Genomic DNA, 12,878 nt, shown 5'->3' on the forward strand with positions numbered 1-12,878 from the left:
AAAACCATAATTACTCAACAAGGGTTGGAGTTAAACGCTCAGCGTCAAGAAATGGAACATCACTTGAAACGCATCAAAATTGGCTTGTTTTGTCTTTTTCTGACAGGTGCTTTGCCCGCACATGCTCTCGATACCGGTTCACCAGCCGTTTTGAAGCCATCGCCGCAGCAAGTGCAGGCCGCCCACCTGACGTCCGAATTTCTCGAGCGGTTTCACTACCGGCCCATTCCGCTGGATGATGCGTTGTCGGTCCGGATCATGGACCGGTTTATAGACTCGCTGGACCCGGATCGGCTCATCTTCCTGCAGATGGATGTCGACAAGTTCTTGATCGGCAGTAAGGAAATCGACGATGCCATTCAACAGCAAGATCTGACCGTTCCGTTCTCCATTTTCAACATCTACCAGCAACGCATCATCGAGCGCATGACATTTGCGCGCAGCCTGCTCAAACAGAATTTCGATTTCAGTAAGCAGGAAGATTTCTCCATCGTGCGCGACAAGGAACCTTGGCCGCGATCGAATGAAGAAAGCAATGATCTGTGGCGCAAGCGCGTCAAGAACGACTGGCTGCGCCTGAAGCTGGCCGGTAAGGATGACGCGACTATTCGCAAAACACTCGATAAACGCTACGAGAACTCCATCGAGCGGACGTATAAGTATAAAAGCGACGATGCCTTTCAGTCATTCATGGCTGCCTATACGACAGCGGTTGATCCCCATACCGATTATTTCGGCGTGAAGGCTTCAGCCGAATTCGACATTGCAATGAAGCTATCGCTAGTCGGTATCGGTGCCGTGCTTCAGGAAAGAGACGACTACACGACAATCCGCGAGCTCGTTGCCGGAGGCCCGGCGCAGTCATCGGGTAAGCTTGCCGTGGGCGACCGTATAATCGGTGTCGGTCAGGGCAAAAGCGGTCCGATCAAGGAAGTGATCGGTATGCGTCTCGATGAGGTTGTGCAAATGATCCGTGGCGACAAGGGGTCAGTCGTGCGCCTCGATATTCTGCCGGCGGATGCCGGCCCCGACGGCAAGCACCACGTCATCACTCTGGTTCGTGACAAGATCAGTCTCGATAAGCAAGCCGCCAAAAAAACGATCCTTTCGGTGAAGGACGGAGACGTCACACGCAAGATCGGAGTGATCACCCTGCCAGCGTTTTATGAAGACATTGCAGCACGGCGAAAGGGCGATAAGAACTACAGGAGTGCCAGCCGTGATGTTGCCAAGCTTATCGCCGAGCTCAAGCAGGATAAGGTTGATGGCGTTTTGGTTGATCTGCGCAACAATGGCGGCGGTTCGTTAAGCGAGGCGATCGACCTAACGGGTCTGTTTGTTGGAAAAGGTCCGGTGGTTCAGCAGCGCAATGCAACCGGAGAAGTCAAAGTGGAAAGCGACACTCTTCCGGCTCCGGCCTGGAAGGGACCGCTGGGTGTACTCATCAATCGCGGCTCAGCTTCTGCTTCCGAGATTTTTGCTGCAGCGATACAGGATTATGGGCGGGGCGTGGTCATCGGTGAACCGAGCTTCGGCAAGGGAACTGTGCAAACGGTGGTGGATCTTGATGAAGTGGCCAACAATCCTAAACCGGAATATGGCGAGCTTAAATTCACGGTTGCCCAGTTTTTCCGGGTTGATGGCGGAACGACACAATTGCGCGGTGTGACGCCCGATATCACTCTGCCGGGGCTTTTCGATCTCAAGCTGGTCGGTGAATCGAGCTTCGACAATGCTTTGCCCTGGTCTCAGGTCAACGCGGCAAAATACAAGTCATCCGATGATATAAAAGCCTTGTTGCCCCGGCTGCAAAACCTGCATGATGAGCGTGTGCAGAAATCTCCCGAGTTCAAGGACTTTGTGGAAGACGTTGCAACGCTCAAGGCGCAGCGTGACAAAAAGGTTATCTCGCTCAACGAAACAGAACGTCGTAACGAGATGACCGCTCAGGAAAATCGGGTCAAAGCACGCGGAAAACTCAATGATGGTATCGATGCGGAGGTTGACGACGGTCTGCAGTCGAATGAGCGAAGCTTGAGTGCTGATCTAGCTCTTGAGAAAAACCGCAAGAGCGCGACGGATGTCCTGCAGAATGAAGCTGCGGCTATTGTTACCGATTTGGCTGCTTTGCAAGGCAATGCACCTAAACGCGCCGCCAACTGATTGAAAGCAGGGCATTAGCCCTGCTTATACATTTGAGGCCGGAACGCTAAACTTCGTTCCGGCCTCAAATGTATAAGCAGGTTATTTCGTGCTGCAAATCAACGGTCGCTTCCTTGCTCGTAAATTACTCTGAGTTGCGGTCACAGCCAGTTCGCCTGACGGATACTTGACCAACGCATAGCCAATCAGCTATACGTTGGTTCATAGCCAATTGGGTATGAATTGAGCGAGGCCATGAGAGACGAAGTTTTCAAAGCGTTATCCGATCCGACCAGACGATCGATATTCGAGCGTCTTTGTCGAGAGGGCGAGAAGACGGTTACGGTGTTGACCGCAGGAACGAATGTTTCACAACCTGTTGTCTCCAAACATCTCGCCGCTCTCAAAAGGGCAGGCCTCGTCAGGGATCGTCACGAAGGCCGCCAAAGCCATTACAGAGCGGAATACACCGCATTAGTTCCTCTTATCGATTGGGCGAAAGAGTTGAACGGTTTTTGGGAACAGAAGTTCGATGCCCTTGAAGACCTGTTGAGGAGGATGGATCAATGAGCCAGATGTCAATTGATATGCGAACAGTCATAGTTGAGCGCGAAATGCCTTGTCAGCCCGAAAAGCTCTGGCGCGCGCTAACTGAGCCGCATCTGATCGCGGAATGGTTGATGAATAACGACTTCGCTCCGACTGTCGGCCATTGTTTCAAACTTCGAGGCGAGTGGGGCGGCGTATTGGATTGTCAAGTTTTGGTTGTCGAGCCGAACAGGCGGTTGTCTTACACTTGGAACCATATCCATGAGGACGAAGCATACAATCTCAGAAGTGTCGTGACCCTAATTTTGACACCCACCGCTACCGGGACACATTTGCGGATGGAACAGTCGGGCTTTTTGCCCGGTCAGAAGCAGGCCTTTCACGGCGCTCAACATGGATGGCGGAGTTTCCTTGAAAAGCTGGATGCGGTAGCCACCAATCTGGACTGACTCCATTCTTCGTCAGATTGTTGCAAAACATTGCAAGCCTTAGAACAACGGGAGTTCAGCCGGTCCGCTTTGCGAACTCCTCAAGGAGAATCCTCATATGGTCATAAATAGATCCATACGCCAAATTCATCGCTGGTTGTCGATCATTTTCACCCTTACCGTGATTGCGAATTTCGTCACCATGGCTTTCAGGGAACCTCCAGCATGGGTCGTCTATTCGCCGCTTTTACCACTATTTGTCCTGCTCGCGACTGGGCTGTATCTGTTTATTCTACCTTATATTCTGAGACGAAGTGAGTGAAGCCTTTCCAGGACCTCGCGCCCCGCCAGAAATAAGGAGCATGCTCCTGGAAACCGAATTCATACGCACTCAGGTGTCGATGTCGGCATGATCGTGCAGATTTATGAAATCATACTGGAAATGGCCGCCAGTGGAGCGGTTATCTTGTGGCGTCAAATCAAAAACCAACACTGAGTTTTGCGTTGAAGCCATTTTGTTTGGCACCGGATGCGAACTGCCCATTGTAGGATAGGCCAAGCGTGGCATCCTCGGTCAGTCGGAAATCAAGCCCCCTGGGCGTTGGGGACAGTACCCTCCTGCCATGATGCTGCGTTGTCCCAAAACGGCAGTGCGTGGTTTTTCCAGGTTTCGGTGTGAGCCGGAAGCGGAAAACCGAGCGCGGTCGAGATAACAATGGAAGAATGCCAGAACAGGTGCTTCTTGCGTCGGGAAAACGGCGCACGCAAACGTCTAGTTTTTGAAGTAAGTAGTGCCATTGCTGCCCCAGAGACGCAGCAAGCCACTGCGATGCAGCCTTATATATCAGGAGCCTCTATATTTCCAACAGCTCAAGCGGTCTGTTGATGATAAATGCACAGCAGATCTTGAATTAATAAGTAGTGCTTCTGTAATGGGCCTTCGTTCGTCAAGTCCCTCATTACCAAAATCTCGTCACCAGGATCATGCTTCTGTCCGTGGTCAACACGAAGGCCGCCACACCACGCCATAAGATCAGAACCGGCAGGTCAATCTAGGCGGCGTGATTGCCGAGGCATCACAGCACTACTTACGACCTTGCCAAGCTCTCGTCCCGGTGACGGGACCTCGCTGAGACGAAATTACAATTGCTTCGTCGCGATGCTTTATTTATGCCGCGGAGGCTTCTTTGCCCCAACGAAACTCGGTCTCATCCACCCACAGACGATGAAGGACAGTCGCAAGCTTGCGGGCAAGCGCGACTTTGGCGCGTTTCATGCCACGCCGCTTTGCCACGTCGACTGCCCATCGCTTCAGTGCCGAGAACCGGGTGGCGCGGGTCAGCATGATGTGGGCCGCCTCGTAAAGGGCCGTGCGCACCATTGTGTCACCGACCCGGCTGATGCCACCGTCCAGATCCGTCTCGCCGGACTGGTACTTCTTCGGCATTAATCCGAAGTACGCTCCGACGGTTTGGGATTTTGCAAACCGACCAGGGTCGTCGACCGCCGAGCGATAGGTGATCGCAACGAGTGCGCCACCCCCCGGCGTGGTCATCAGTCTCTGGCAGACCCGATCCTGGCGAACGATCTTCAGCATCTCACGATGCATCTTGGTGAACTCGTTCCAAAGTGCATGCCGGGCATGCAACATAGCACCGATGACTGTCTCCAACACAGGATGTCCGTCGACGAGCTCCAATATCCGTCCTTCAAATCGACCGCGGCTCACCTCGCCGACCTTCAGACCATAGCCACGCAAAATGCCTCGAATGCTCAACTCCACGTCACGCAATTTAGCTTGCAGCAGTTTGCGACCGGTCAGAAGCGCACGGACATCCTGCGAGCCGGGAGACTTCGAATGCACGGAGCGATACCATCCCATCCGCAATAGCTGCGCGATGCCACGCGCATCTTTCCTGTCCGTCTTGATAATCATCGCCGACAGCGCGGCCTTCACGTGACGGGTCTCCAGCAAAACAACATCAAAGCCAGCTTTCGTCAGACCTTCATACAACCATTGTGACATGGGGCCTGCTTCCAGGCCGATCCGCTTCAAAGCAAGATCCAGCGATGCAAAGTGTTCGATGAGCGCACCCGGATCGCTCGCCACCTTCGTCTCGCGGATGATCTTGCCTGCTGAATCCACCAAACACACACTGCTTGCTTCCAAAGAAACATCAATTCCGGCAAAGTACTCCATGGCTGTTCCTCGCTTGATGTTTGGGGCCGACCCGTTCGGACCCCGTTTCAACATCGTCATTCTGAGGGACAGCCACCTATCTCGCTACAATCTCGGAAGAGCCGGCCCATTACGGCATCTAACATCCGATCTTCGCATTGCCTTGAGTAATCATAGTCGACCATTAATCTCTCACGACAATAGCCGCGATGCACGCCCACCGCGTCTCATCCCAAATGCGAACGCCCCCCTTAATCAGCCCACCGCTTGCAGAGGCAGATAAACGCGATCACCCTTAAAGATCAGGCTTGGGTCGGTAATGTGCCCAAGATTTAAAGCAACGGTTTCCGACACATCTCTGTTGTTTGTCTTGGCAATAATGACAATGTTGTCGCCAGTGTCCACAACAATGGCCGTATACCCCTGTTGGTCGAGGTCGGGATTGAAGCGGCCCTGACTGTCCTGGTCGCCCGATGGATGGATGTCGACATAATCTGCGAGTACCCACCCGGTCCTGTCCGTGCCATCTGTCGCGAAACCATCCACCAAGGCCCATTGATTACCTGCCTTGTCTGTATGGCGTTCACCTGTCTCATCGACCAGCGAACCGGGGTGGAGTGTAGCGAGTTTCTTGCTGTCGACACCCGGCGCTTCCCTAACGTTAAGTCCGTCCGGCGCGATCACCACCAATTGGGTTTCAGGTTCAGGGTTTTCTTCTGGTTGTTTCTCCGGCTGCTCTATCTCGGGGGGCTCGCCCGATGGTTCGGTTTTGGTATCGACCGCAGGAATAGAGTTGTCTTCGTCATCTCCAAACAGTTTCGCAAAGGCATTGAAACTGTATATCGCCAAACCGCCGCCGAACGTGACGCCGAACATCCAACGGTCGGCCGTCGTCAAATCTCCACCCCACCCGGCTTTGCCCATTTTGGGATGCTGTTTTCCCCATAACCACCCGGAACCGACACCAAACAACACTCCCGCAGTGGTATTGAGGGGAGCATAATCTCCTTCGGGGATCGAGAGGCCGCTGCCTACGAGATACGATGGCAGGTGATATTTATCTGTTTTGGTGAATGCGCTTTGTCCGGTACGTGCTTCTCTAAGCGCCTTGGTGCCGAAAGCAACATTGCTGACTGTGAAAAGAGTGTTTGAGCTAAGGGGCGCTTCGATCGTTGCGGGAATGCCGCCATAGGCCTGGTTGGGCATAAAGCTTAGAGCTGTGATGGCACGTACTGTGCGTCCAAAAGGATGGCTTACATCCATCTGTTTGATAGGCAAAGCCAAGAGAACCTGAGTTGCAGCACGTGCGCCGTAACTGCTGGCATGAATCGCGAGCTGAGCATTTGCCGGAAGAAGCGGCATGACTATGGCAAATGTTCCAGTGCCGACGCCCGTCAACACGAAATCGCCAACACCAGCGGCCCGCATCCTCGCTATTGCCTGTACAGGACGCGATGCAGGTTTGTAGCCATTGAGCGCTGCTCGGAGATCAGGTTTGATCGCAGCGGTCTGTATTGGTCTGAAGATGGCGTTCTGCGTCGAGGTAAATGCTCCAAGTTGCTCCTTGCTCAACCCTGCCATTTGTCCCGGGGTAAATCTGCGCGACTGTCCGGTCGTGAATTCGGGCAATTGTTCGGGTTTGAGGGCGCCAAGATCTATATGCTTTACCCGCTTTTCCGGAATAGCTCGCAACTGATCGCCAGTCAGAGCCTGCCATTGGTGCTCGTTGAGTGATTTCCAGCCCATTGGCGACATATTGGTGATTTCATCGCCGGTCAGATTACGCGCAAAGACAAGCTCTTCGAGCATTGATTTGTGTTCTGCGCTCATTTTCTGCTTTGATGTGCCGGTTATTGCTTCCATCTGGGGAGTGGTCAGTTCCGGGAGTTGTTCAGTTTTTAGCCGTGGAGCAATCAATCCGACGCTGCTTTCGGGCACAGACCGCAATTGTGGTCCAGACATCGTGTGTACCTGCCGCGTACTCAACGCACTGAACTGGGCATTGCTCAACCAGCCGAACTGCTGTGGCTCGAGGCCCGAAATGCCAAGCGAAGGGACGCGCTTCAGTGAAATTGCTCTGATCTGGGGCTCGGTGAGGTTTTTTTGCTGACCCGCCCGATTGAAAGCCTCCCACTGCTTTTGTGTGAGCCACGGTATCTGTCTGGGTTTCAATGACGAAACATTCAGGCCTGCCATCCGGTTTGTCGGTACGGCCCGGGTTTGGCCCTGTGTCATATATTCCGGCAGGCCTGCCTGATTGAATGCCTTCCACTGGCCGTTTGTCATGCCCGCCACTTGGCCTTTTGCGGACATCCACGGAACCTGTTTCCCGTCTAGTCCGGCCATATCGAGCTGCTTGAACTGCTTCTCCGGAAGCGAGCTGAACTGGGTTTTGGTGAGATATGCCTGTGAGCCTGACTTGTTGAATGTCTTCCATTGCGGACCGGTGAAAGCTGCGATCTGGCTATTGGTAAGCGACTTGATCTGGTTCTGCGTCAATATTCCAGCATCGATATACCTGACACGAGCTTCCGGGATTCCGCGCATCTGGTTGCGGGTCAGATAAGGTTGCAAACCGGCCTGCTTGAAGTCGGCCCATTGCTTGGGGGTGAAACCCGCAACTTGATTGGACTTCAACCACGGCACATGCCGGGGCTCCAATTGCCCGATGTCGATACTGCGAGGTGCCGTGGCCTGCAGTTGTGTGCGGCTCGGACCGCGGGGCGCGGATGGCTGATGGTTGGACGAAGCACCACGGATCCATGGCACAACGTAGGCATCTTTGCCGTCCCAGACAATGCTGTGACTTTTGTTGCTATATTGGGGTTCGTCGCCCCGAGGTGTCCATCCGCCTTTGGCTGTTACATAGATACTCTCGGGATCGTTTGGAGCTCGACCGAGCACAGTCGCGGTGATTGGTTGCCCGGTTTCGTCGATCAACTGGATCGTTGTGGGCGCCTTGCCGGATTTGACTCCGGGGGTCTGGTCTGGGGTGCCCGTTGGCCCGGCCCCATCTGGATCGAGAGGCGAGCGATAGGCCGCGTTGGTAATCGTCGCATCCACTGGCGGCTGTGTTCCGGTTTCTTCGCCGTTGCCGGTCTTGACAGGTCGCATGGCGGCGAAAGATCTGACGCCCATGCCGGTGCCCACCACACCTGTTCCCAAACCAGTGATGGCGTTGGTAAATTCCAGCCCTGACATCTTGTCGCCGTTTGTCAGAAGGTCGCTTGCAGTAGCCGCGATCATCGGAACGCCGATGGCTGCTGCAGTGCCCTCCAATCCAAGGGCGGCAACATTCATGGCGCGTCCGCTATTGAGATAGGACCGGGCACTGGCCGCATAGGGGGAGGCCTGAAGATTGAAGGTCCGTCCACCCAGCGTGAAGGTTGAATCCTTCATACGCATTGCGCCGAAATTCGCCTGTAGCGAGCGCCCGAATGACATTTCAGTGCGCGCCGCCATGCCGAACGTACGCATACTGCTGCCGATGACAGGTAGTGCTGTCATGGCAACGCTAGCTACATTCATCAGTGATTCAGTATCTCCCCATTCGCCGCCATGATCCAGATAATCGGCCTGTCTGATGACGGCACGCCCGCCGAGATAAACGCCGCTACCGATTGCGATCGGTGCTGCCACTGGTGCGAGCGGAGTAAATGACAGGAGGGTTGCGCCGGTGCCCACAAGACCGACGACCGGGTCAATAACCTTGTCCCACGCTGAAACGATACGTGCATCTACAACATCAAGCGCAATCTGGCCGTCTTCGCCTTCCTTCATTTCCAGATTCTTGGGAATAACCAGCTTGCCGCTGTCATCGAACAGGCGGTTGTTCTCCTGGAAGTCTTTAACCCCGTCGAACTTCTGACCATTGGCATCAACATATTTCGTATTGCCGGCGCTGTCCTGGACCGCAAACAATGTTGTTTGGCTTGTTTCACCGCTTTCAGGTACGTAAAAAATCGGTACGGCCTTAACCTTGGGGCTATCGCCGCCAATGTTGTGGATCTCATCGATGATTTTGTCCCGCGCTTCCGCGTCGTCAATTCCGGCAAGACCTGTAGTTTCACCGATATAGTCGCTCAGTTTTTCGCCAGCGCGCTCTTCAAACTTGTTGTCAAATCCGTTGTCTTGCAGCCCCTGGAACTGCGGCTGGAAAATACCGCTCAGTGTTTTGTCTTCATCCTTGTCAAGAAGCACACGATCGGCGTCGTCCGTGCCCAACCGCTCAGGCTCCGACAAGAGTAGTTCCGATCGGTCGACATTGCTTGCAATGTTTTGTTTGACGTCATCCAGCTGATCGCGCTGCTGGTTCAGCATGCCGAGCTGGATTTGCAGGTTGGCAATGCGTGGATCAACCCAGCGGCCCTCTTTGGGCGCGCCCTGTGTCGGGCTTATCTCGATCCACACCGGTTTGCCGCTGTTCGTAAGGGCGTTGATTTTTTCCAGGCCCGACAATCCGTCAAGGTTCTCGGCGACTTCAGGAGCGACCTTAACGGTCAATCCATTGCCAAGATCCACTTCTACCGGCGGCTGTCCATCTGACAGCAGCCCGGCAGGCGGTTCTGCCGTGCCGGGACCATACTGACCGATCGCTTCCTGCACCTTGGCTTCCATGCCCTCTATCTGCTTGTCAATTTCGCCGATGTTCACATCTACACGCTTGTCGAGCAGAGTATTGACGTTGATCTTTGCCTGCTCATAACCGGCCAGTGGGCCGGGATTGGCAACGCACTGATCGCCGTTTGAGGTGGGAATGGAATTCGCCTGAAGGTCTCGCCATTGCTGGGCAAGCGGGCCGTTCCGGGCTTCATCACTTGCATTTTTGTCGTCGGGATCGGCGGTGATGTCGATCTTGAGAGTCTTGTCCTCGTATTTGATTTCCAGGACAAACTGTCCATCGGCGTTCTGGATGACTTCGGCACTTTTGAACTTGCCGCTGAATTTTCCACCGGCATCCGTAAACCCGTCTGGATCAAACTGGTGCGGTGCACGCTCCCTTTGCTGTGCTATTGTCTGATTTTCCAGAACTTCGTAATCGGCTTTCCCGCTCTTTTGCGAATAGTAGGTGGAATAGGCCTCGCTGAGTTGCAGGGCGCCATCAGTCTGGGTCTTGAAGAGTGCAACTTGCGGTTCGACCCAGCGCCATTCCGTCCTCACGCTGCCATCGGGCTGTGTGACGTTGACCTGGACGGCTATCGATGTCGCACTTGCAAGTGCATCGATCCCGCCACCGGCGGCGTTGTAGGCATCCGCGATATCCGGTGCTACCTTGATGGTCTGATCACCGATGGTGATTTCCACCGGCTCTTGGTTTTTTTCCAGCATGCCGGGTGGTGGAGTGTCCGACCCGGTTGTAAGAGCCATCATGTCGGCAAGCGCCTGATCACCTGCCTTGTTCTTGACGTCGGCCTGTGCCACGAGGTCGTTGATCTCCGCCCACGCAGCTTCGCCTTTTTCAACTTCATCCTGGAAGTTGTAATTGCTGTCGGCTGCGACGGCGACCGTATCATTACGGCCGGGATAGTATCCCATGTTGACACGATTATTGATCGCCTGGTCGAGAAGCGTCTTGCCTTCCTTGTAGGCGTTATATGCCTCGCCGGCTTTGGTATGGGCATCATGGGCGTCGGTTTGCAGTTGTTTGGCGTCTTCCAGCGTGCCTTCCGGCTTGACCGCATTCCACTGTAGCCCCAGCGGCTCAAATTTCTCGTTTATGCCAGCCTGGGCTGCTTCGACAGCCTGCTCGTAGTCGGGATCGAGCAGGTATCGGTTAAGATCGGCATAGTCGCTGCCGATCTGTGCCTTGGTCTCGGTTACTTGAGAAAGGGCAATGCTTTCATCCTGAAACGCGGCAGCGACATCGGGATGCATCCAGACCCACTGGCCGTTGACGGGGTACGCGATCCATTTTTCGCCTGGCGGGATGCCATATTTGGGCGGATCTCCAACCGGATCGAGTACGCCATCTCTTTCCGTCGGCGTCGCCGCAATGCCAGGAAGTTTGGGTCCATCAGGATCAGCCGGATTGACGATGCCATGTTCATCAATCGCATCGTTCTTTGATTGCGTAGCGTCGGTTGCGGCCTTTTCCTGCGCCTCCAGAAACTTGTCCGCGAGCTGGCTTTCGGCGAAGGCCTTGGTAACTTCCCCTTCCTTCTTTTCAGCGGGATCCGTGCTGTTGGGGTTTGCCTCGATCAAAGACTGCGCCAGTGCAGCCTCCGCACTGCCCTTTTCGAGTGTTATCGTGTCACCGGTCTCGTTATCCTTCAGCGTGACGGTACCATCGGTGCCCGTGGTCATGGTGTAACCGTTTGCAGTCACCGTAGTTGTCGTTGTCTCTTTACCGTCTGCGCCTGGCTGGGTAACCGTTTCTGTTATTCGGCCGTTTTCATCGGTCTTGGTCGTCCTGATTTCACCCGTCTGTGAATTGGTAACAGTTTTGTTCGTTGCGCCGGTCGCACCGTCCTTGGTTTCAACCGTCGTCACCGTATAGGACGGAGCAACCGGTCCCTGCACGCCTTCGGGAAGGCTGTTGTCGTGAACCTCCTGGGTGTAGGTTGTTTCATCGCCGGTTTTGCTGTCCGTCAGAGTTATTGAAGTGGTAGTGCCGCTGGTAGTCTCCTTTATGTCGACACCGGCAGCCAGCAACTCGGCGCGGACCTGATCGGCAGACAATCCACGTTCCTGCGCGATCTCCTCGACCGTTTTTCCATTCTCGATGGCATTTTTTGTATCGGAGACGTTCTGGTCAGCCGTCTTTACAGTGCCCTTGTCGCCGGGCAGACCCGGAGCCGATTGCTTCGGATCCAGCTCAACCCTTTCTCCGTCCGGACCAGTCACGAAGGTTTGCGTCGTGCCATCAGGATTGACGGTCGTTTCAACTTTCGTCCCGTTTTCATAACTGGTCTCGGTATGCGTCTCACCACTGCCGAGATCGTCCGTTTCCGTGGTTGTCGTGACACCGGTCTCGGAGTCGTAGCTGATTTCCTGCTTTTTCTCGCTTTCCGTACGAATTGGCGACGTATCTGCGTCGCCATCGGGCGTGGTCGTCACCGTGTAATGCGTGCCGTGCTGATAATCGATATTCTCGGTAACGGCACGACCCTGACTGTCGGTAATTGTTGTAACGCGAGTGTCACCATTCTGGCCTTCGGTGACAACAATCTCCGGGGCTTTTTCTCCGCCAAGTGCAGTCATGACAGCTTCTCGTGTCATGCCTCGTTCCTGTGCGATGGTATCGATGCTCTTGCCCTTGCCGAGATCGGCATGGATTTCGTTTGCAATCTCCGTGGGTGTTTTCTCGGTCTGCGTGGTAGAGACCGGCTTCACATCCGGCTGCTTTTTCGCTGGCGGAGGTGGCGGGGGAGGTGGAGGCGGCGGGGGTGGCGGCGGAAACTTCCGAATAATATCAAATATTCGCATCCAACGTCTCCCAAACTGTAGATTTCAGGCCGTTCGCGCATAGCTTCCAATACCTCCGACCGGGTCGGTCTGGATTGGGCAGGGCGCAAAAGCCTCCAACATCCGCATGCTTCTGGAAATATGGTAAGACGGTGTGGCCAGTCAGCAAAATCCAC

7 protein-coding genes are annotated in these 12,878 nt (G+C 54.5%); 4 read left to right on the forward strand and 3 right to left on the reverse strand.

Annotated features, from left to right (window positions below):
* The first annotated feature begins 51 nt into the window (after positions 1-51).
* The 4 genes from CQZ93_RS17690 (at position 52) to CQZ93_RS27020 (ending at position 3,441) form a co-directional block, all read left to right on the forward strand.
* Positions 52-2,163, forward strand: coding sequence for a carboxy terminal-processing peptidase (locus CQZ93_RS17690; RefSeq protein WP_105543915.1), 2,112 nt, complete (start codon positions 52-54; stop codon positions 2,161-2,163).
* 234 nt (positions 2,164-2,397) lie between these two features.
* Complete coding sequence (locus CQZ93_RS17695) at positions 2,398-2,712, forward strand: ArsR/SmtB family transcription factor (RefSeq protein ID WP_105543916.1); 315 nt, start codon at positions 2,398-2,400, stop codon at positions 2,710-2,712.
* Positions 2,709-3,140, forward strand: coding sequence for an SRPBCC family protein (locus CQZ93_RS17700; RefSeq protein ID WP_105543917.1), 432 nt, complete (start codon positions 2,709-2,711; stop codon positions 3,138-3,140). Before CQZ93_RS17695 ends, CQZ93_RS17700 begins: the two co-directional genes overlap by 4 nt.
* A 97-nt stretch (positions 3,141-3,237) precedes the next feature.
* Positions 3,238-3,441: a hypothetical protein gene (locus CQZ93_RS27020; RefSeq protein ID WP_105543918.1), complete on the forward strand. Its 204-nt coding sequence runs from the start codon at positions 3,238-3,240 to the stop codon at positions 3,439-3,441.
* 69 nt (positions 3,442-3,510) lie between these two features.
* On the opposite strand, the gene CQZ93_RS26690 is transcribed toward CQZ93_RS27020, so the two are convergent.
* The 3 genes from CQZ93_RS26690 to CQZ93_RS17715 form a co-directional block, all read right to left on the reverse strand.
* A complete protein-coding gene (locus CQZ93_RS26690) occupies positions 3,511-3,678 on the reverse strand; it encodes a hypothetical protein (RefSeq protein ID WP_181153419.1) in 168 nt (55 codons plus the stop codon).
* Between the two features lie 609 nt (positions 3,679-4,287).
* Positions 4,288-5,319, reverse strand: a complete 1,032-nt coding sequence (locus tag CQZ93_RS17710) for an IS110 family RNA-guided transposase (RefSeq protein ID WP_105543919.1) — start codon at positions 5,317-5,319, stop codon at positions 4,288-4,290.
* 234 nt (positions 5,320-5,553) lie between these two features.
* Positions 5,554-12,630: a DUF4781 domain-containing protein gene (locus tag CQZ93_RS17715; protein ID WP_181153420.1), complete on the reverse strand. Its 7,077-nt coding sequence runs from the start codon at positions 12,628-12,630 to the stop codon at positions 5,554-5,556.
* Positions 12,631-12,878 lie beyond the last annotated feature (248 nt).

This window comes from Ochrobactrum vermis (assembly GCF_002975205.1).
Lineage (GTDB): Bacteria > Pseudomonadota > Alphaproteobacteria > Rhizobiales > Rhizobiaceae > Brucella > Brucella vermis.

Coding starts and splice junctions, on each gene's coding strand:
- CQZ93_RS17710 (WP_105543919.1), bottom strand. CDS start 5,319: ATGGAGTACTTTGCCGGAATTGATGTTTCTTTGGAAGCAAGCAGTGTG.
- CQZ93_RS17695 (WP_105543916.1), top strand. CDS start 2,398: ATGAGAGACGAAGTTTTCAAAGCGTTATCCGATCCGACCAGACGATCG.
- CQZ93_RS17700 (WP_105543917.1), top strand. CDS start 2,709: ATGAGCCAGATGTCAATTGATATGCGAACAGTCATAGTTGAGCGCGAA.
- CQZ93_RS17690 (WP_105543915.1), top strand. CDS start 52: ATGGAACATCACTTGAAACGCATCAAAATTGGCTTGTTTTGTCTTTTT.
- CQZ93_RS27020 (WP_105543918.1), top strand. CDS start 3,238: ATGGTCATAAATAGATCCATACGCCAAATTCATCGCTGGTTGTCGATC.